The sequence below is a fragment of the Deferribacter abyssi genome, assembly GCF_049472655.1.
Lineage (GTDB): Bacteria > Chrysiogenota > Deferribacteres > Deferribacterales > Deferribacteraceae > Deferribacter > Deferribacter abyssi.
The window spans coordinates 23,470-43,734 of the sequence record NZ_JAQNCS010000015.1; the positions used below are offsets into that span (position 1 = coordinate 23,470).

The 20,265-nt window shown below is 30.0% G+C and carries 20 protein-coding genes and 1 tRNA gene; 7 read left to right on the forward strand and 14 right to left on the reverse strand.

The annotated features are described in order from the left end of the window. Positions 1 to 72: 72 nt before the first annotated feature. Positions 73 to 807: an MBL fold metallo-hydrolase gene (locus OWK30_RS08865; RefSeq protein WP_423325670.1), complete on the reverse strand. Its 735-nt coding sequence runs from the start codon at positions 805 to 807 to the stop codon at positions 73 to 75. 91 nt (positions 808 to 898) lie between these two features. Between OWK30_RS08865 and OWK30_RS08870 the strand changes: the two genes are divergently transcribed. The 3 genes from OWK30_RS08870 to OWK30_RS08880 all read left to right on the forward strand — a co-directional run bounded on the left by OWK30_RS08870 (position 899) and on the right by OWK30_RS08880 (position 4,164). Then, entirely contained in the window at positions 899 to 1,453 is a 555-nt protein-coding gene (locus OWK30_RS08870) for a LemA family protein (protein WP_423325672.1), read from the forward strand. A 90-nt stretch (positions 1,454 to 1,543) separates the two neighbouring features. Next, entirely contained in the window at positions 1,544 to 3,271 is a 1,728-nt protein-coding gene (locus OWK30_RS08875; protein WP_423325674.1) for a DUF2207 domain-containing protein, read from the forward strand. Next, the gene (locus OWK30_RS08880) at positions 3,268 to 4,164 is read left to right on the forward strand and encodes a formyltransferase family protein (protein ID WP_423325676.1); all 897 of its coding nucleotides are present in this window, start codon (positions 3,268 to 3,270) and stop codon (positions 4,162 to 4,164) included. The genes OWK30_RS08875 and OWK30_RS08880 overlap by 4 nt, the downstream gene beginning before the upstream one ends. A gap of 83 nt (positions 4,165 to 4,247) precedes the next feature. Here the strand turns inward: OWK30_RS08880 and OWK30_RS08885 are convergent. From OWK30_RS08885 to OWK30_RS08945, 13 genes are all read right to left on the reverse strand, one after another. Next, positions 4,248 to 4,320: transfer RNA gene (locus tag OWK30_RS08885), tRNA-Phe, on the reverse strand. Positions 4,321 to 4,386: 66 nt separating this feature from the next. Continuing rightward, on the reverse strand, positions 4,387 to 5,172 hold the full coding sequence (locus OWK30_RS08890) for an IclR family transcriptional regulator (RefSeq protein ID WP_423325678.1): 786 nt from the start codon (positions 5,170 to 5,172) through the stop codon (positions 4,387 to 4,389). A gap of 155 nt (positions 5,173 to 5,327) precedes the next feature. Next, positions 5,328 to 7,118, reverse strand: coding sequence for a methyl-accepting chemotaxis protein (locus tag OWK30_RS08895; protein ID WP_423325680.1), 1,791 nt, complete (start codon positions 7,116 to 7,118; stop codon positions 5,328 to 5,330). Positions 7,119 to 7,127: 9 nt separating this feature from the next. Beyond that, positions 7,128 to 7,397 (reverse strand): HP0495 family protein, encoded by a 270-nt coding sequence (locus tag OWK30_RS08900; protein WP_423325682.1) that lies wholly within the window; start codon positions 7,395 to 7,397, stop codon positions 7,128 to 7,130. A 37-nt stretch (positions 7,398 to 7,434) separates the two neighbouring features. Beyond that, positions 7,435 to 8,592: a TIGR04013 family B12-binding domain/radical SAM domain-containing protein gene (locus OWK30_RS08905; RefSeq protein WP_423325684.1), complete on the reverse strand. Its 1,158-nt coding sequence runs from the start codon at positions 8,590 to 8,592 to the stop codon at positions 7,435 to 7,437. Further along, positions 8,585 to 9,838 carry an NfeD family protein gene (locus tag OWK30_RS08910; protein WP_423325686.1) on the reverse strand — a complete coding sequence of 418 codons (1,254 nt, stop codon included), beginning with the start codon at positions 9,836 to 9,838 and terminating at the stop codon, positions 8,585 to 8,587. Before OWK30_RS08910 ends, OWK30_RS08905 begins: the two co-directional genes overlap by 8 nt. Further along, a complete protein-coding gene (gene trmB, locus OWK30_RS08915) occupies positions 9,828 to 10,493 on the reverse strand; it encodes a tRNA (guanosine(46)-N7)-methyltransferase TrmB (protein ID WP_423325688.1) in 666 nt (221 codons plus the stop codon). Before trmB ends, OWK30_RS08910 begins: the two co-directional genes overlap by 11 nt. After that, positions 10,478 to 11,353: an MBL fold metallo-hydrolase gene (locus tag OWK30_RS08920; RefSeq protein WP_423325690.1), complete on the reverse strand. Its 876-nt coding sequence runs from the start codon at positions 11,351 to 11,353 to the stop codon at positions 10,478 to 10,480. The genes trmB and OWK30_RS08920 overlap by 16 nt, the downstream gene beginning before the upstream one ends. Then, positions 11,340 to 11,543 (reverse strand): DUF1858 domain-containing protein, encoded by a 204-nt coding sequence (locus OWK30_RS08925; protein WP_423325692.1) that lies wholly within the window; start codon positions 11,541 to 11,543, stop codon positions 11,340 to 11,342. The genes OWK30_RS08920 and OWK30_RS08925 overlap by 14 nt, the downstream gene beginning before the upstream one ends. 158 nt (positions 11,544 to 11,701) lie before the next feature. After that, a complete protein-coding gene (locus OWK30_RS08930) occupies positions 11,702 to 12,553 on the reverse strand; it encodes a thiamine pyrophosphate-dependent enzyme (RefSeq protein WP_423325694.1) in 852 nt (283 codons plus the stop codon). After that, complete coding sequence (locus OWK30_RS08935; RefSeq protein ID WP_423325696.1) at positions 12,553 to 14,241, reverse strand: 2-oxoacid:acceptor oxidoreductase subunit alpha; 1,689 nt, start codon at positions 14,239 to 14,241, stop codon at positions 12,553 to 12,555. Before OWK30_RS08935 ends, OWK30_RS08930 begins: the two co-directional genes overlap by 1 nt. 26 nt (positions 14,242 to 14,267) lie before the next feature. Next, positions 14,268 to 15,134: a DUF2156 domain-containing protein gene (locus OWK30_RS08940; protein WP_423325698.1), complete on the reverse strand. Its 867-nt coding sequence runs from the start codon at positions 15,132 to 15,134 to the stop codon at positions 14,268 to 14,270. Beyond that, complete coding sequence (locus OWK30_RS08945; protein ID WP_423325700.1) at positions 15,124 to 16,425, reverse strand: MATE family efflux transporter; 1,302 nt, start codon at positions 16,423 to 16,425, stop codon at positions 15,124 to 15,126. Before OWK30_RS08945 ends, OWK30_RS08940 begins: the two co-directional genes overlap by 11 nt. Positions 16,426 to 16,574: 149 nt before the next feature. Between OWK30_RS08945 and OWK30_RS08950 the strand changes: the two genes are divergently transcribed. Genes OWK30_RS08950 through OWK30_RS08965 form a run of 4 tightly spaced genes read left to right on the forward strand, consistent with a single transcriptional unit; the run spans position 16,575 to position 20,265 of the window. Then, positions 16,575 to 17,363 (forward strand): cytochrome C assembly family protein, encoded by a 789-nt coding sequence (locus OWK30_RS08950; RefSeq protein WP_423325702.1) that lies wholly within the window; start codon positions 16,575 to 16,577, stop codon positions 17,361 to 17,363. 4 nt (positions 17,364 to 17,367) lie between these two features. After that, positions 17,368 to 18,633, forward strand: coding sequence for a glutamyl-tRNA reductase (gene hemA / locus OWK30_RS08955; RefSeq protein WP_423325704.1), 1,266 nt, complete (start codon positions 17,368 to 17,370; stop codon positions 18,631 to 18,633). Between the two features lie 2 nt (positions 18,634 to 18,635). Next, positions 18,636 to 19,562 carry a hydroxymethylbilane synthase gene (gene hemC, locus OWK30_RS08960; protein ID WP_423325706.1) on the forward strand — a complete coding sequence of 309 codons (927 nt, stop codon included), beginning with the start codon at positions 18,636 to 18,638 and terminating at the stop codon, positions 19,560 to 19,562. Beyond that, complete coding sequence (locus tag OWK30_RS08965) at positions 19,546 to 20,265, forward strand: uroporphyrinogen-III synthase (protein WP_423325708.1); 720 nt, start codon at positions 19,546 to 19,548, stop codon at positions 20,263 to 20,265. Before hemC ends, OWK30_RS08965 begins: the two co-directional genes overlap by 17 nt.

Genomic DNA, 20,265 nt, shown 5'->3' on the forward strand with positions numbered 1-20,265 from the left:
CCAGTTGTAAAAAAGAAAATCATTTTAATTTCTTATAATACATATCTTTCTATACAATCTCAAAAAAAAAAGTTATAAAAATATTGACATTAAGTCTCTCGCCTTAAATATATTAAAATTATAATTATTTGAACTGATTTCAAACTTATCAGAATTTGGATAAAAATGTGAAAACAAAAGATTTTTTACATCTGCACTGACAGCTATATTTAATATCTCATCATAGGACATATGCCCACTCATTGTCTCACCTTTAATTTTGCCACAATCAGCTATAAATAAATCCGCTCCATAAGAATGATGAATTAAATCATCAAAATATTCAGAATCACCTGTATAAACAATTTTTTTCCCAGCAATGTAAATTTTAATACCAACAGATTCATCAGAATGCACCGTCTTAAATAATTCATATTCAAAATCATCGAAAGAAAATTTCGTATCTTCAATTATTTTTATGTCAATTTCAGGCTCTAACCAATGTCCAAGTATCTTCTTAAACTCACAAATATAACTTTTTAGCCCCTTAAATCCAAAAACAGTTAAGTGGTTATTGGAATATGAAGATTTATTCTTTCTAGCAAAAAGAAAATGTACAAGTCCCATGAAGTGATCGGGATGTTTATGAGAAATAAAAATATAATCTATTTCATCAGCAAAAACCGAGACCTTTTCAAGTCTATCAAGTAAGCAAAAACCAGCATCAAGAATAATATTCTTATTATTATATTTCAAAAGATAAGATGAAGCTCCCCTATTTTCATACTGAACAGCCGAGCCAGAACCCAAAACAGTAAATTTTACCATTTGATTTCATTCCCTTTTATTTTTTCTCAATGTATGATATATAAAAAGTAATGGTTTGTTGCAACATAAAATATACTAAGTGAGGATTAAAATGACCATAGGTCTTATAATCATTGGATTAATTACTTTCTTAGTCATCTTATTTATCTACTATTATAACAAATTCATTAAACTTAAAAATCAAGTGGATGAGTCTTGGAGTGGCATTGATGTACAGCTCAAAAGAAGATATGACCTTATACCAAACTTGGTAGAAACAGTAAAAGGATATGCTAAGCATGAAAAAGAGACTCTTGAGAATGTTATAAAAGCAAGAAATATGGCATTAAATGCCAAAAATGTTGAAGAAAAAGCTCATGCTGAAAATATGCTCACAAGCACTCTAAAAACAATCTTTGCCCTCGCAGAAAACTATCCGGACTTAAAAGCTAACCAAAACTTTTTAAATCTTCAAAACACATTATATGAAATAGAAGAAAATATCCAGAATGCAAGAAGATATTATAATGCTGTTGTTAGGGATTATAATATACTTTGTGAAGCATTTCCTTCATTAATAATAGCAAATATGTTTGGATTCAAACAACGCGATTTCTTTGAAATAAAAGAAGAAATGGAAAGGAAAAACGTAAAAGTAAAATTTTAGCAAATCGGCAAAACAACTCGTGAAAGCAAAAGTGTAAATGATACTTTTATATATTACATTCACAAAAATACCTAATCTGTAGGAGATAAAATGAAAAAACTATTAATCTTCCTTGTAACTTTATTACTATTCGCTTTTTCTAGTATCGCAAAAGCTGAGTACTTCTTCATAAAAGATTACGTAGTAAATATGTTCATAAACAAAAACTCTATCATTGATGTAGAAGAAAAAATATTAGTTCATTTCAATACTCCTCGTCACGGTATTTTTAGGAAAATTCCATATAAATATACTGTAAAGAATATAGACAAAAACCTTGAAAGACCATTTATTTACGGAAAAACTTATAAAATAAAAATCTACGATATCAAAGTGGAAAACTTTAACTTTACTACACATAAAAAAGACAACTATGTTTTTATAAAAATCGGCAGTGCAAATAAATTTGTTAATGGTGACATTCAATATATCATAAAATATAAAATTTATGGTGCTATCAACTTTTTTAATGACCATAGCGAATTTTATTTCAATGTAATAGGTCAAGAATGGCCTGTTCCAATAAAAAAAGCAACCTTCAATATTTATTTCCCAAACAGTTACAAACCTGATGAAACCAAATACTTTATAGTTTCTGGAAAATATGGTGAAAGAAACAATGACATATCTTACATAGCAAGTGAGGGTTTAATAACTGGAGAGATAAATAATACTTTGCCACCAAAAAATGGTATTACAGTAGGAATTTGGTTTCCTCATAACCTTATCTCAAAAGGCTCTTTTTTTTCAAGAGTTTCATTTGTTATTCTCAATAATAAGATATACTTACTACCTTTAATAGTTTTTATCTCCATGTTTATTCTCTGGTATCTTTTCGGAAAAGATAAAAATATTATAAAAATTGTACAATATAAACTACCAGAAAACATTACTCCTGCAGAAGCAGGAGTCTTGATAGATGATAAAACTGACAACAGAGACCTAATTTCTCTTATTTTCTACTGGGCAGCAAACGGTTATCTAGAAATTGAAGAAACAGATAGTAACGGTTTAATACTCAAAAAGAAAGATTATATATTAAGCAAATTAAAAGATCTGCCAGAAAATGCAAAATCTTTTGAAAAAACTATATTTTATGGATTATTTCCTGGCACCACAAAAAGCGTCAGAATCAGTTCTTTAAAAAACAGATTTTATGTTTATCTAAATGACGCCAGAGAACAGTTAGAAAATGAAATGACACTGCAAGACTATTATGAATCAACTTCGCAAACACTAACTACTATCTCTTACTTTATATCTGTTGTTATGTTCATCCTAGGTGTTGGAATAGGTATCTTCTTTCAACGTATCGACTATATTGTCTCATTCGCCATATCAGCAGCAATTATTTTCATTTTTGCAAGAATAATGTCCAAAAAAACTGAAAAAGGTACAAAGGTCTATCAACTTGTCAACGGTTTCAAAGAATTTATTGAAAGAGTAGAAAAACCAAAACTAAAAATCCTCCTAAAACAAGATCCTAACTATTTTGATAAAATACTCCCATATGCAGTAGCTCTTGGAATAGAAGATAAAGTTGCACAAAAATTCAAAGATTTAATAACAGAACCACCAAAATGGTATAGAGGCTCAACTCATCGAAGATTCACTACCGTATTATTTGTTCACAGTTTGAATGACTCAATGAAAGTTATGAATACAGCCTTTACTTCATCACCTCAAACTAGCAGTAGCGTTGGTAGTGGATTTTCAGGCGGAGGTGGAGGAGGATTTTCAGGAGGAGGATTTGGTGGTGGTGGAGGAGGTAGTTGGTGAAAATATCACTTTTCCTTGATAATTATACCGGTTATAAATTTATGGAATTATTATTAGAAGAAAAAGATTTTGAATATAACATATACACATATCATCCCAATTTTAAAAGATCACAAAAAGTTTATGATTTCTCTAAATTTGCAAAACAGTTCAATATCACCTACTTAACAAACAATCGTTATAAAAACTGCAAAACCAAAATAAAAAATTGTGAATTTGCCATTTGTATAGACTGGACTAAAGATTTTTTTAAAAACTCAAACTATCCTTTTCAAGTACTTTATTACCATCCATCTCTTTTGCCAATGTATAGGGGGTATGGTGCAATAACCGAACAGATTTATCGAGGAGTAGTTAAAAGTGGAATAACAATCTATATGCCCAATGAAAAAGTAGATGCGGGCGACATTATTTACCAGCAAGAAATTGATATTCTGTTTACAGATTACCCTGTAGATTTCATAAGCAACTGCGTTAAAAAGCTTTATAATTTTTTAAATTTATTAAAAAATAACCAAATCAATTTAAAAGATAAGAAAAAACAAAATGAAAATCTTTCTTTCTACCTTGTACGAAAAAGACAAAAGGATGCAATAATAGATTTTAACAAGTCAGCTTATGCAGTTTATAATCACATTAGAGCTTTTTCTTATCCATTCTTTGGTGCACACGCTTATTTTAACTCAGAAAAAATTATAATATGGAAATGTGCAATAGAAAAATGGGAAGGTAACTTTGGTAAACCAGGAGAAGTCATTGAAAAAAATAAAAATGGTATCGAAATAGCTTGTGGTAGTGGTAGTATAATAGCTACTATTATTGAGATAAATAATCAGATTTATAAATATGAAGATATCCCTATTAAGAAAAAGGATTTAATTAACCAATTTTAATCTGAATAATACGTAAAGAATAAAAACTCTATAATCATTTGAATTGGCGAATTGGCTTTGAAATCAATTAGAAAACTAAAAAGTGCCCAGGGGCGGAATCGAACCACCGACACGAGGATTTTCAGTCCTCTGCTCTACCGACTGAGCTACCTGGGCTTCCGTTGAAAGCAAGAAGCTTTTACATAATTTGTTCTATAATGTCAAGCACTTTTTAAAAAATTATTACCCTTGATAACCAAGCCTTTTTGATATTTCCCTTGCATACCTTTTTGCCACAGGATAAATTTCGTTAAATATTTTATCATCGCTCATTCTACATGCTGGTCCTGTCACACTAAGAGCTGCAACAGGCACTCCTAAATAGTCTTTAATAGGAACGGCAATACACCTTACCCTTTCTTCATACTCTTCATTATCCAAAGCATAATCATTTTTAAGAACATCTTTAAGATGCTTTTTCAATTCAGGCAAAGAAGTAATAGTATTATCTGTAAACCTCTTCAACCTAGCACCCATATAAATACTATTAATCTCCTCTTCAGAAGCATAAGCAAGCTGAATTTTACCAATAGCTGTACAATAAGCCGGAACATCTTTACCAACTCTAGATACAACTCTCACATTTTGATTAGCTTCTACGATATCTAAATACACAACATACCCTTTTCTTAAAATACCAATATATACTGATTCATTAACCTCAGACACAATCTTTTCCATAAAAGGTTTTGAAAGTTTTAGTATACCAAGCTTATTAATAAATTGTTGCCCTAAATTAAAAATCTCAATCCCAAGTCTATAATTTTCTGTCTCGGGATTTTGCTCAATATACCCTCTAGATTCAAGGGTGGCCAATAATCTAAAAACATTGTTTTTATGTAGCCCCAAAGACTTACTTAATTCAGTTACCCCAAACTCATCCTTATTTTCAGCTGTTCTAAATACTTCAAATAACTGCAACGCATGAAGAACTGATTGTACTAATTTAACATTAGCCTTATAAGTCACAATACACCTCTCATTTTTTATAAATTTTATAAACTTAAATCATCATTATAGAACATACTAAATATATACCACCGTTAAACAAAAAATCAACAAAACCAATAAATCTAACAAGTTTTTTATAAATCATTTTAAAAAATTGATCAACTCCATCTAATTTATTTAGATAAACAAAAAGCCTCTTTTGGATCAAAACCTATCCTTATTGCTCCCCAATGATTACCATCAATTATTATAGGAAAAGAAAGATCACAAAGGATCTCACCTGTATCCCTCATGTATGTTTGTAGTAAAAATTTTTCTCTATTTTTCGCAGCACTTAGCCCCGTTGAATCATTAAAAATCCTTTTATCCCTACTATTTATTAAGTCTACTTCATAGTTACCCGTGATCGGCTTTGAATACTCAGAATTATGTGTTGGCGCATACCCATTTCTATCAACGCACAACATAAAAATACCACCAGGTACTTCCTCGACACCTCTGTCATAAATAGGCTGCAACTCTTTTTCGAAATAAGTATCATAACTCGTTTTATATTTTTGAGGATTAGTATCAGGTATGGGGATATAATTCGCATCAAACACATCTATTCCCCTATCTTTAATAGACTTAATTTTCTCATAACAGATATCTCTGTACTTCATCCCAATATTTAATACAGTCTCAAATTTACACTCTCCTGCACCAGTTTTAAATTTAGAAACTAATACCTGCATAAGCTGTGTTTCTTTGTTCAACTCATCAGTGGCAACATTTGCCTCTTGCATTTTACTTAAAACACCTTGACTTAAAGCATGTATCTCCTCTACGTTTTTATGTATTTCATCATTTGTAATAGACAACTCCTCAATAGCTGAAGCTATTTTCAACAATTGATCACTGTTATTTTCAAAATCACTGATCATTTTTTCAAACTGATTTGCCGTTTTATCAATAACCATCGTAGCTTCTCTAACATCTTTCACAATATGCTCACTTTCACCTTTGGTAACATTAACATTATCTATCATATTCTTAATATTTTGGTTGATTTCATCAGTTGCATCTTTCACTTTTTCAGCTAATTTTCTCACTTCATCAGCAACTACTGCAAAACCTCTACCATGTTCACCAGCTCTAGCAGCTTCAATGGCAGCATTAAGCGCTAACAAATTAGTTTGATCAGCTATATCTTGAATCAAATTTAATACCTGTTTTATTTTTTCAGAGTTTTGACTTAACATCTCTACAACACTAACAAACTGCTGAAATTGGTCATTTATTTTTTTCACTTTATCTGCAATATCATTCATTTTTAATAAAGATTCCTTAGCAGAATCTAAGTTTTCTTTTGTTGTATCTGTTACTACTTGTGTATTTTTTGTAACTTCCCCTATGGCAATATTTGCTTCATTACTCGCATTAAAAATAAGTTGAGCAAGTTCATTTTGCTTCTCCGCATTAATAGTAGCTTGACCTATTTTAGCTTTAACTTTTGCTGAACTTATTGCAATAAGAATCCCATGAGATCTAACATTGTCTATAATTTCTCTAAGTTTTCTTATGAAGTCATTATAACTACTCGATAGAGTTCTAAATTCATCATAAGTAACAACAGGTAAATTTTGGGAAAGATCACCTTCACCTCTGCTAATCTCATTAAAAATCCTAATAACCTTTTTCAATGGATTAAGTATTAAAAATCTTAAAAAATAAACAATAATAAAAGCTACCAATATAGACACTGCTGACATCACAATAAAATATAACGAACTTTCTTGCAGAACCTTTCTTGCCAGAACTATATTTCCTTCATTTACATAAGTTATTAACGTTGATTTTATTTTAAAAAAAATCATTGTATTTATCAGCTGAATGAAAATTAAAATAGAAATATTACCAAGAAGTTTTTTTGTTACTGAATCAAACAAATTCTTTTCTAAAAAAAGATACATGTTTTTTAACATCTTTCCTCCCTACAAAAAAAACTTTGCATCTTCAATATTCTTAATCTTTTCATAATATGCTATCAGTTCTTCCTCATTCAATATTTCAATAACTATAGTATATGAAATGTATTTATTTGACCTGCTTTTCTCCCTCTTTAAAGATAAAATTTCCTTTTGACTAAAAATAGCTTCAACACTTGAAACAAAATTATCACTATTCATACCTATTACTTTAAAAGTATATATTACAGGAAACTCTATTAATTCTTTTATTTTTTCTTTACTAACATTTTTCACTTCACACCTACACCTATAATTTTAATCATACTTTGTTTTAGATTTCAACGAATTTTTTCGAGTAATCCATTTGTTTTATCCACTGCCCATAAATTTTTCCCTCACCTTCCAAAGACTTAAGCCGCATTAATGATCGTTCACTTAACTGTGACGGTATTTCATTTTCAAACTCACTACCTGGTAATGGCATAAAATAGTGAGCATGTATTCTAACTCTTTTATTCCATCTTTCAATCCACTTTATACTCTCCATAACATCTTCTTCTTGTTCAAAAGGTAATCCAAAAATAAAATCCACATCAACATCAAAACCAAACTTCAAAAACTCATTAATCACATTTTCAACTTTTTCTAGATTAGTAGGTCTGTTTATTTGTGATAGTAATCTCTCACTTGCTGTTTGCAATCCTATTACAACTCTACTATTTGAACAAAAACTTTTCATTAGTTTAATCAACTCTTTATTAACATGATAAGGATTTATTTCCGAAGGAAATGAGCCATAAAAGATTCTACCATTATATCTTGTAATCTGTTTTATTCCAACAAAAAGCTCTTTTATAGCTTCTACATTCACCCCTCTGTCATGCTGATATATAGCAGCATCAGGCGTGATAAATCTAAAGTCAATTTTATTGTTTTTATACGCATATTCTATATCTTCAAAAATTCTATTCAAATCTTTATGCCTTACCTTTTTATTAAAAAGATTTGGGGTCTGACAATATTTACAACGAAAATAACATCCTCTTGTAATCTCAATAGGTCCAAACATTTTTTCTCTTTTTGGAAAAGATGAATAATCATTAATATTAACTAAATTAAAATTCTTATATATTCCACTCAAACAACCATTTATAAAATCTTCCACAATATCTCTAATAACCTCTTCACCTTCCCCTACACAAACAGCATCAAAATATTTTTTACACTCAAAAGGTCTAGCAGTGGGATGAGGTCCACCACAAACAGTAATTCCACCCTTATCTTTTATTTTTTTTGCCAAAATAAAATATTTATTCTTATTAAAAGTATTAAATGAAAAGAATAGAACCTTGCCTTCAATATTTAAATGATCTATATCTTCAATATTTAACAGTTTATAATCAAAAGGAAAATACTTCTCGTATGCTGAAATCAATGCTCTAATGGAATATTTATTATACCTATCTTTTATAAAGAGATAATCACTCATCTTTTGCTTTTTCAACTAATAATTTTAACCCCTTTACTTCTTTTACTTTAACCAAATCACCTTCTTTAAAGATTTGATCACTAATTGCATCCCAATACTCACCATTAATAAAAACTTTTCCCTTGTTATCACCCCAATGTACTACTTCTCCCTCTAGATTTTTAAATTTTTCAGCACCTGTAACCGGATTTCTTTTATAATCTTTAATTATAATTTTGCCAACAAATAACATTAACATAACTATAATCAATACAATAGTTGCTATTACATACCAGGCCACTTTTATCCCTAAATTTCCATCCACTTTATAAAGTAAATTAAGACTTAATATGATTAAAACAATGGCAAAAAAAGCAAGAAGTCCAAAACTAGGGATAAAAATTTCCATAACAAGCAACGCTATTCCAATCAAAAACATCAATAAAGCAAAATAATTAACAGGTATAATATTAAGACCTATTAAAAAAAGAACAAATGAAATTATTGCTACCCCAGCAAAAACAAATGTCCCTCCAAATTTTATCTCAAGATAAAAAGAAAGCAAAGTAATTATAAGCAACAAAACAAGCACATTAGGATCACTCAAGAAAAATTTTACTCTTTCAAAAGTTGTAGGCTTTACAAAAATATAATTAACAATTTTTAGTTTAAATACATCTTTTAAAAAAGAATCAATTTTTTTATCTGAATCTACAATACCATCAATCAAGCCATTTTTATAAGCTTCTTTATCTGTATAACTTTTTGATTCAGAAACCATCAAAACTGCACTACTTACATCTCTTTTTCGCTTTTCTGCAATAGCTCTCATAAATGCCACTGTATCATTTTCAATCTTCTTTCTCATATCACCTTCAATATTTTTTCCTGTTATCGATATAGGATGAGCCGCACCGATTACAGAACCTTCAAACATCAAAGCATAATTTGACGCCATAACTATAAAAGAACCAGCAGAACCTGCTCTAGCACCAGCAGGATAAACTACAGAAATAACGGGTACATTACTTTTAAAAATTAGCTGTACTATATTTCTTGTGGCAGACAGAAGGCCGCCTGGTGTATCAATTCTTAACATCAAAATTCCATCTTGTTTTTCAGCTGTTGCAATCCCCTTTTTCACAAAATTAGTAGTTGCTGAAGTTATAATTCCTTTTATATCAATTACTATTACACCCTTAGCAAACAAATTTAACGTTATAAATAATAAAAAAATTATAGAAAAAAAGATCGATTTATTTTTCATTCTTCAAATGAAAGAAGTAAACACCGGTTTTTGAAGCAAATTTTCTATAATATTTTGTAGGATAATAATTAACCAGTTCATTTACATACCAGCAACCAAAAACAGATTTAAATTTACCAGATGTAATCAAATTAGCCACAATCTCTTCCTTATACCCAACATGATCAGTAGCGATAAAAAGCTCACCATCAACCAATAGTTTTTCTGATATTAAATTCAAAAATTCTGGTTTTAATAACCTTCTTTTATGATGCTTTTTTTTAGGCCAAGGATCAGGAAAATTTATATAAAATCTCTTTACTGAGTTGTTAGGAAAAAGGTTTACAAAAAATTTTGCATCAAAGTGTATAAGTCTAACATTTTCAAGCCCCTTGCGCTCTACTCTATTGATCGCCTTCTTCAAAATCTTCTTTACCACTTCAAAACCAAGAAAATTTTCTTCCTTATTTAACTCCGCATAATGAGTTATAAACTCACCATTGCCAATACCAATCTCCACACATACAGGATTCTCATTTTTAAAAATTTCGGAAAATTGGATTTCATCATAATCAACAAAAGGTTTAATCTGAGGTTTAATTTCTTCAGAAAACACATAAAATTTATCAGCAAAGTCCAAAACTATTTTTTTTCTTTCAATTAAACTTTTTTCCATCTTACCCCTTTACTATAATATGGTTTTACCTTACCATCTTTTTCCAACCAATGTAAATAACCTTTTACTGTAGAATTTATCAGATTTACCAATCCCATATCTATATTAACGTCGAATTTCCTAAATAATTCATCACTTATTTCTTCAGCCGTAAGCCCATTACAAAGTTCATAAATTGTATTATACATACTGTTTAAATGATTATAATTTATTTCAACTATACTCTTAACTTCTTCTTTATCTACCATACCCTTATGACAGAAAATAACTTTTTTGCACTTAATCTTTATAATCTTGTTTAATGACTGATGATATGCCAACGGATTGAAAATATACAAAATTTTATACTTTTTCATAATGGCAGGTGAAAATAATGCATCTCCAACAAATAGATATTCATCAACGAGATATCCAGTCAACCCAGGTGAATGACCACTCAAATCATAAACATCCACACCATTTTCATCCAAAAAATTAGTCCCTCGTTCAAGCCTATCAACCAGTTCCACTGAATCAGCTGCCAAAAATTTCCCTGTAATATCAACATAAGCAGCTCCACCATAAAGTAGAGATGGTTCTAAAAACGTATTAACAATAAATGATAACTCTCTTTTATCTATGTAAACACTACTATTGTACTTTTTTACAAAGAAAAAATCTCCACCAATATGATCAGCATGCGAGTGTGTATGAAATATAGCAAATACATTTCTTTGAAGAACTTTATCAATTTTTTTGGCTTTCGAACTATCAAGTGATGTATCAAAAAGAACTACCCCATCTTCAGTATGTAAACCGCAGGTATATGTAGGTCCTTGATCAATAATAAAAAACCTACTATTTAGATCAGTAATTTTCACTTATATATTCCTCCAAAGCTCTTATAAGTTCATTAACATTTATACCGTGCATCATACACCCTTTTTCAAGAGTTTCGTTTTGCACACCTAAACAACTAACGCACCCCATGTTAAATTTTTCAAATACTTCAACAATCTTTGGAAATTTTCTTAATACATCTGCAATTACCATATCCTTACTTATTTGCATAACTCACCCCCAATTTTTTCTAAAATTTAACATCAAACAAAATGAAAAGCAATAGACTCTTAACCCCTAAGTTATCTCAAACTATTAATGAAACGCTACCACATTAGTTTCAAAAGAAATAATCAAAGCAAACCCTAGTTTTCACAAAACCTATACCATTATTTGTAAGCAGATAAAATCCTAGATATATCTCTAACTACCACATCACTTTCCACAAGCGTCTTCTCTTTCAAAATTGAATGTTGTTCTTCATATGACGCTTTAGAGACATCTTTATAAATAATCCCTAGGGCAATCTTATCATCTTCAAAAGCCAACTTATATGCGCTTTCTCTAGAAGTAAAATCATAATCATTATCCAATTTATAAACCTTGTTATCATAATAATCATAAGAAAACTCTTTCGCAAAAGTTATGCAAGGTTGTAAAATATCAATAAGCGCAAAACCATTATGACTAATACCTTCCTTTATTAACTCTTTTAACAACCCACTTTCACCCGAATAACCTCTTGCAATAAATGTTGCACCTGCACTTAATGCATATGCAATAGGATTAACAGGTTCATCAATAACACCCTCAGGAGTTGACTTTGTAACAATCCCCTTTCTTGTTGTAGGTGATGCTTGACCTGTTGTTAAACCATATGTTCTATTATTATGAACAAGATAAGTTATGTTTGCATTTCTTCTCATCGCATGCATAAAGTGTCCTAACCCCATACCGTACCCATCACCATCCCCCCCGTTAGCAATAACTGTAAGTTTATTGTTAGCTAATTTAATACCTGTAGCAACAGGTAACACTCTACCATGAAGAGAATGAAAACCATAACATTTGATATGATTTACCATTTTTCCAGAACAGCCGATTCCTGAAATAGTTACTACTTCCCATGGATTTAGATCTAACTCCACTATTGCGCCTTTAATAGCATTCCATATGGCATAATTACCACATCCTGGACACCATACTGGTTTTTTATTTGTATTGAGCTCCATAGGCTTCATTATAAAACCCTCTCCAATATTTTTAAAACCTCTTCCACAAAAAACGGTCTTCCATCATACTTTAAAAATCTATCTTCTATGATTATCCCTGTTTTTTCAGCAATAATGCTTCCCAGTTGCCCTGTAAAATTATTTTCTAAAAGAATCATTTTTTTTCTCGTTTCAAGCAACCCTTTTGTATTCTTCCAATCAATAGGATATATTGAAGGAAAATGAATAAAATTAAATTTTTTTTCATATTTCATTGTTTCTAAAAGGACTGTTTTTGTAGAACCCCAGGATATAAAAGTAACATCAGCAGTTTCATCTCCATAAAGCAATGGCGTCGGCATATCCTTAGTTAAATTTTCTAACTTTCTAAATCGTCTTTCTTGCTGTTTTTTTCTAACATATGCATCATCACTCACAAAACCATACTCATCATGCTCATTACTAGGGGTTTTATGGATCCCACCAGGGGTACCTGGAAAAGTTCTTTTAGGAATACCATCTCTATACTCTTTATATCTAGGGAATAAGTTCATTGGATCAGATTCATCCCCTTCAAATATATACCCCCTATCGATCTTTAAGCCCTCTGTCTTAAAACCATTTTCCATAAATATGGACTCAGAAAGATATTTATCAGACAACACAAAGACAGGAATCTGATACTTTTCAGCAAGATTAAATGCATCAAATACAGCATAAAAAAGTTCTTTCAAATCCCCAGGAGTAAAAACAGCTCTCACAAATTCGTCTTGTGAAGCATGAAGAACAAATCTCAAATCAGCTTGCTCCTGCCATGTGGGCATTCCTGTTGCTGGTCCGGGCCTTTGACTAAGAAACAATACAACAGGAATTTCAGTAATAGCAGCAAGTCCAACACCTTCCACCATCAAAGAGAATCCCCCACCAGATGTTCCAGTCATTGATCTTGCACCAGCATATGCTGCCCCTATGGCCATCGTTATCCCAGCAATTTCATCCTCCGTATGTTTTACAATAATATCGTAATCTTTGGCATACTTTGCTAAAAAATGAAGTACGGAAGAAGCAGGTGTCATAGGATATGTACTGTAAAAGTTTAAACCTGCAGCTATTGCAGATGTTGCTGCTACTTCATTTCCAGTCATTATCACATGCTCACTTAAGTCTTTATTATTCCATTCAAAACTCATAAACTGTTTTTTACATAACTTATACCCATATTCTGCAGCTTCAATGTTGATTTTCAGTATATTCCATGGTAATGCTTCTTTTAAAACATCCAGCAAAATAGAAATATCTACCCCTATCCCTTTACAAATATAAGCAATACCAATAATATTTTGTACAATATCTGGTAATTCCTTTTCTTTGATAATTTTAGAAAAAGGAACATCATATATTTTGCAATTTAAGTTTGATCTATCAATCTTTAACTTGTCAAAATCGGCAATTACGATAGTATCTGGTTTTAAATATTCCTTTTCAAAAGACAAGCTACTATATGACAACAAAATATCTGCTTTTTTATAGGGAGAATACACAGGTTCATCAGATACAGAAAGAAGATAACTATTATAACCTCCACGAATAAGTGAAGGATACTCTGGATATCCCATTACATACAAACCATGCCTTTTTAACACCTTAGTTAGCAATACCCCTATACTCATAATACCAAAACCAGCAGGAGCTGCTAACTTGATTCTTAATACACCCATAAACTACCTCTACCAAAGTATTAATTTTACTTTAAACTAATTCTAATTTTTTTCAATAAAATATCTGGGTAATATGATGATTTAGCCTTTCTTAAAGCCATTTGCCCCAAATCTTGTTCAAAATTTAAATATTTATACCTTTTAGGTAATCTTTTTGCAAAATCATTATAAATGAACTGATAAATCCCCTTAAACTTCTTCAACCCTTTGGCAAAATGAATAACAAACATATCATCATTATGTTCTTCTCCAAGAATAAAACCTGCAGGTTTACCTTCTACATAATAAATCAAACCACATAAAACAAGTTCATCCAATAAATTAAGCGCCTCTAAACATGCGTAATAATCTGTGGCTTCTCTATCTAATTCGTTTTCATCTACCCATAAATCTAAAACTGTTTTCGCATCATTTACAAAATTACATGTTAAAGGCTTACATTCATGTTTATAAAGCCTGTAAAACTGCTTTAACAAATTCCTTTTTTTATGTAATTTTCTCCCTTTATAAGTACTAATTTTTTCAACTGTGTATATATAGTCAGAATCTCCATCTTTATAATCAAAAACAAACTGATCTTTCAAATAGTTAAGCCACTTCTCATCTACAGGGAATATAGTATCTACAAAGTTTAAAACATCTACAATTATATCTTTTGGAATTTCTATAAGGTTTATAGTAGGCATAATATAAAGCAAGCCATCATAGGTAACACCTTTAATAAATAAATACTTAGAGTTATCTTTCCTGTCGTACCAACACAATTCGTAATTATGTTTATCTCTAAACAAATAAATATTGGCAAAATTATATTCAGAAATCATAGTGTTAACTTTTTTAAGCCTATCAAATAAAATTTGCTTATGTTTAAGACATATTCTCTCACAAAACATATTCCATCCACCTCTTCTTCCAATATTGTCTTGTCATTAAAAAACATTGAAATAAAATTGATATATTCATACTCCACCATATATATGAAGCACTAAACCCTAAAATACTCACAAAAACAAATGCCAAAGGTAATCTTATAACCCACAAAGAAAAAAGTACATTTTTCATCACAGTTTTTGTATCTCCAGCTCCCGACATTGCTCCGCCTAAAATTACTCCCCAAGCCATAAAAGGTTCGCTAATCATACTTATATATAAATAGTTAATAGTTTCAGTTATAACAATACTGTCATTTGACAGAAACTTTGCAATATTTCTAGCATTAATTATTACAAAAAATGTCATTATCAAGACTACAATAGTCCCCATAACAGCAGTTACAAGCCCATTTTTAAAAGCATCATTTTTCTTGTTTTCTCCAAGTAGATTTCCAATTATAACAGCATTTGCCATATTAAAAGCAAAAGCAGGTAAATAAATAGCTGCTTCAATCCTTATTCCATTAGTAAAGGCCGCCATAACTTCCACACAATTTTCCTTCAAAGAATTGATTATTAAAAATAAAACTGTAGAGCCAAGTTGCCATCCTATCTGTAATACACCACTAGGAATACCTATTCTTAAAACTCTTTTAATAATATCAGTTTTTAAGACCAATTTATTAATCAATTCTCTCAAATAAAAAAAGTTTATTACAGCTCCAAAAAATACACTCAAAACAGTGGAAAGAGCTACCCCTCTATAACCAATAGGTGTTGTAAATACAAACAAAAAATTAAGAGCGACATTAGACATAGCTACAATAAACATTGTTGTAAGAGACTTTTTTACACTCTTAATAGATCTTAATACACCATTGCTTAAAATCAATAAATAATGAAACACAAGACCAAACGAATAAAAAAAAGCAAACTCAGCAGCTATTTTTCTAACATGAACTACAATGGGTATTTTTAGAATTAATGCTTTTGCAAACAAAACTCCAAAACTTGATAAAATAATACCTATAAAAACAGCTAATATAAAAACTGATGAAACAATTATCTCTAATTCACTTCTATTTTTTTCACCCCATTTTCTCGAAACTACAGCCACAGTTCCCATTGTTATAGCATTAACCACAACAATAAAAATAAAATAAATTTGAGAAACAAAACCAATAGCTGCTTGATATTCTTTACCTAGTTTACCAGCAATATATACATCAGTAAGACTTATTAGAAATTCAAAAAACATAATCAGAATCATTGGCCAGCTTATAGACCAACTCTTCTTAATTAAACTTTTCACCGTCTATCTCTTCAATTTTTTGTGGACAATCATACCGAATAAGTATAAATTAAACAATAAATTTTTTGACAAATTCTTTTATGAGATATAGACTATTAATTGTAAAATAAATAGTTTATACTCAATTTGATTTAAGTTTGGAGGAATGTATGTTATTTGATATAGCCTTCCTATTCTATTTGCTAGCATTTTTGCATATAATGCTCTATCTATTCTTAGGATACAAAAATCTCTTTAAAGCAACAAACATCTTTGTAGTGGTTGGTCTGATTTTTAATATTATATTCACAATTAAACTCTTTTATATTAAAAACAACTCACCATTTGATACTATAGGGGAAATATTTACTTTTATGACTTTATCAATGAATATTATTTATATAATTCTTTATTTGATTTACAAAAGACCATTACTTTATCTCCTTATTTCACCAGTAATTATTTTCTGTTCAATAATAGCAATATTAAAACTAAAAATTGTTGGAATACCTACAGCAAATAATGAATTTTGGTTATATATTCATCTACCATTTATTATATTCGGTACCTCCCTTTTCTTTTTATCTGCCATGACTGGCTTAATTTATTTTCTCCAAGAAAGACAAATTAAAAAGAAGCATTTTGGTTTAATTTTTAATAGATTCCCACCTCTTGAGACAATTAACAACTTAAATAATATAACATTACTTTCAGGATTTGCCTTTTATACAATCGGCGTTATAAGTGGTTTTCTTTGGGCTTTAAGTATCCAATATATCTCCATTACTACACACCCCAAAATTATCTTTTCCTTAATTTCATGGTTTGTTTTTGGTATCATTATCTTATTAAAATTCATAAGGGGATTAAGTCCAAAAAGTGGTGCTTTATGGAGTATAATTGGTTTTATTTCTTTAATAATTACTTATTTTACAGTTATAACATTTTTAAAAGGATAATCCGATGCAGATAGCTTTAGTAGGATTAAATCACAACACTGCACCAGTTGAAATTAGAGAAAAGTTAAGTCTTAAAGAAGATGAACTTCAAAAAGAGTATTCACTTTTATTATCAACTGAAAGAATATATGAAGCTTTGATCATATCAACCTGTAATAGAGTAGAATATTACATCATTACAGATGATTTTCTGTGCAATGTTGAAGCTATTATTAATAGGCTTTCCGAACGCAGTAATATGGAATTATCCGAGTTAAAAAATTATATATATGTCTACTGCGGAACTGAAGCATTAAAACATTTATTCAAAGTTGCATGTGGACTCGATTCTTTAGTCCTCGGAGAACCACAAATTCTTGGCCAGGTAAAAGAATCATTCAATCAAGCAAAATTATATGGCAAATATGGTACATATCTAAAACAACTTGAACAATTTACTTTAAAAACTGCAAAGAAAGTGCGCACCCATACTGCTATATCTGAAAATCCTGTGTCAGTTAGTTATGCTGCTGTTGAATTAGCAAAAAAGATTTTTGGTGATTTAAAAAACAATACAGCACTAATAATTGGTGCTGGTGAGATGTGTGAACTTGCTGCCAAACATTTACAAACTTCAAATATTAAAAAGATTTATGTAACAAATCGTACATTCGAAAGAGCAGTAACTTTGGCGAAAGAGGTAAAAGGCGAACCAATTCCTTTTGATAGTTTTATTGATAAATTACCAAAAATAGATATCGTTATTAGTTCTACAGGTGCGCCAAATTATATTGTCACATATCAACAAATGAAAGCCATAATGAAAAAAAGAAAATATTCACCGATGTTTTTCATTGATATTGCTGTCCCAAGAGACATTGATCCAGATATATCAAATTTGGATAATATTTACGTATACGATATTGATGATTTAAAAGATGTAGTTGAGGCAAATAAAAGAGAAAGAGAAAAAGAAGCACAAAAGGCACTGAAATTTATTGAATACTATGTAGGAGAATTTAACAAATGGCTCGAATCTCTAAAAATCGTTCCAACGATAAAACTAATTAGACAAAACTACGAAAAAATTAAAGATGCAGAACTTGAAAAATTCTTTACAAAGAATAAAATTGAAGATGATCTACTAAAAAAACAAATAGATTATTTACTTACCTCTTATATGAATAAAGTTTTGCACAACCCTCTTACAGTACTTAAAAATAAAAGTATTGAGAAAGAAAAATACACTATTTCTGAAGCAGCACAAATTTTATTTAACATAAAGGAGTGAAGATGGAAAAAATTGTAATTGGAACGAGAGGAAGCAAACTCGCCTTATGGCAGGCAAATTATATCAAAAGAAATATTGAAACAAAACATGGTATTAATGTGGAACTAAAGATTATAAAAACCACCGGAGATAAAATTCTTGACACACCACTTGCCAAAATAGGTGGTAAAGGGCTTTTTGTAAAAGAAATAGAGCAAGAACTATTAAAAGGCTCAATTGACCTTGCAGTACATTCAATGAAAGATGTTCCTGTGGAACTTCCTGAAGGGCTCGATATTTTTATCCATCCAAAAAGGGAAGAACCCTTTGACGCTTTCCTTTCAGTAAAATATGAAAATATTGACAATCTACCTGATGGAGCAGTGGTTGGAACAAGCAGTTTGAGGAGAAAAGTTCAGCTTCTTAGAAAGTATCCTAATTTAAAAATAAAAGATTTAAGAGGAAATGTTGATACAAGAATTAAAAAACTTTTAAACGGTGAATTTGATGCAATCATACTTGCTAAAGCTGGTTTAAAAAGACTTGGACTTACAGAACATATAAAACAAACATTGACTGATGATTTTATGATACCAGCTGTTTGCCAAGGAACATTAGGTATTGAAGTTAGAATAAAAGATACAAAAACAATAGATATTCTCTCTTTTCTAAATGATGAAGAAACCATTATTTGTTCAAAAGCAGAAAGAGCTTTTCTTAAAACTCTACAAGGTGGATGTCAAGTTCCCATTGGTTGCTATGCAAAGCTTAATAACGAAACTCTTTTTGTAAAAGGATTTCTTGCAAATTTAGATGGCTCAAAATTTTTATACGAAGAAATCATAGGTAATAAAGAAGATGCTGTAAAGCTCGGAATTAAACTGGCACAAACAATTTTAAATAATGGTGGAGATAAAATAATTCAAGAAATCTATGATACAGAAAATTAAAAACATATTAATTACAAGACAGCCTAATCAGTCGGTAGATTTTATAAATGAATTGTCCAAACATGGTTTTTACCCTTTTTTATTACCTATGGTAAAAATAATACCTTTGGATTATTCGCTTTCTTTAAATGATTACGATTTTATCATCTTCACAAGTACGAATGCTGTAAAATATTTTTCAAATAATTTAAAAAAAATAAAATTCAAAAATATAATCGCCATTGGTGAAAAAACAGCTTCTTTATTAAAACAGTATGATATTTTACCCAACATTATACCTGATGAATTTTCTGCCGAAGGTTTAATCAAAGTATTAGACAATCTCGATATTAAAAACAATTCTTTTCTAATACCTACAACTCCTACTAGAAGTGAACTTTTAGAAAAATATTTAAAACAAAGAGAAGCCCTGGTAGAAATTCGTTATGTTTACAAAACTGTAGGAGAAAATTATCCCGAAGGATATATCGAAAATTTTATTATTAACAACAAAATTGATACCATAACCTTTGCTTCACCATCGGCAGCAAAAAGCTTTTTACAGCAAGTAAAAAATACAAATTTCAATCTGCTCACCATAATATCAATAGGAAAAACAACTGCAACTTTTTTAGAACAAAACGGAATTAAATCTTATTATCCTGAAAAATATACTGTTAAAGGGATGGTAAAATTAATTTCATCTCTTTCAAAAAACAAATAA

What these genes read in the sequence shown, in the direction of transcription:
- OWK30_RS08940 (WP_423325698.1), bottom strand. Translation starts at nt 15,134, where the DNA reads ATGTTTTGTGAGAGAATATGTCTTAAACATAAGCAAATTTTATTTGAT.
- OWK30_RS08935 (WP_423325696.1), bottom strand. Translation starts at nt 14,241, where the DNA reads ATGGGTGTATTAAGAATCAAGTTAGCAGCTCCTGCTGGTTTTGGTATT.
- hemC (WP_423325706.1), top strand. Translation starts at nt 18,636, where the DNA reads ATGGAAAAAATTGTAATTGGAACGAGAGGAAGCAAACTCGCCTTATGG.
- OWK30_RS08910 (WP_423325686.1), bottom strand. Translation starts at nt 9,838, where the DNA reads ATGAAAAATAAATCGATCTTTTTTTCTATAATTTTTTTATTATTTATA.
- OWK30_RS08965 (WP_423325708.1), top strand. Translation starts at nt 19,546, where the DNA reads ATGATACAGAAAATTAAAAACATATTAATTACAAGACAGCCTAATCAG.
- OWK30_RS08930 (WP_423325694.1), bottom strand. Translation starts at nt 12,553, where the DNA reads ATGAAGCCTATGGAGCTCAATACAAATAAAAAACCAGTATGGTGTCCA.
- OWK30_RS08950 (WP_423325702.1), top strand. Translation starts at nt 16,575, where the DNA reads ATGTTATTTGATATAGCCTTCCTATTCTATTTGCTAGCATTTTTGCAT.
- trmB (WP_423325688.1), bottom strand. Translation starts at nt 10,493, where the DNA reads ATGGAAAAAAGTTTAATTGAAAGAAAAAAAATAGTTTTGGACTTTGCT.
- OWK30_RS08875 (WP_423325674.1), top strand. Translation starts at nt 1,544, where the DNA reads ATGAAAAAACTATTAATCTTCCTTGTAACTTTATTACTATTCGCTTTT.
- OWK30_RS08870 (WP_423325672.1), top strand. Translation starts at nt 899, where the DNA reads ATGACCATAGGTCTTATAATCATTGGATTAATTACTTTCTTAGTCATC.
- hemA (WP_423325704.1), top strand. Translation starts at nt 17,368, where the DNA reads ATGCAGATAGCTTTAGTAGGATTAAATCACAACACTGCACCAGTTGAA.
- OWK30_RS08895 (WP_423325680.1), bottom strand. Translation starts at nt 7,118, where the DNA reads ATGTTAAAAAACATGTATCTTTTTTTAGAAAAGAATTTGTTTGATTCA.
- OWK30_RS08905 (WP_423325684.1), bottom strand. Translation starts at nt 8,592, where the DNA reads ATGAGTGATTATCTCTTTATAAAAGATAGGTATAATAAATATTCCATT.
- OWK30_RS08925 (WP_423325692.1), bottom strand. Translation starts at nt 11,543, where the DNA reads ATGCAAATAAGTAAGGATATGGTAATTGCAGATGTATTAAGAAAATTT.
- OWK30_RS08865 (WP_423325670.1), bottom strand. Translation starts at nt 807, where the DNA reads ATGGTAAAATTTACTGTTTTGGGTTCTGGCTCGGCTGTTCAGTATGAA.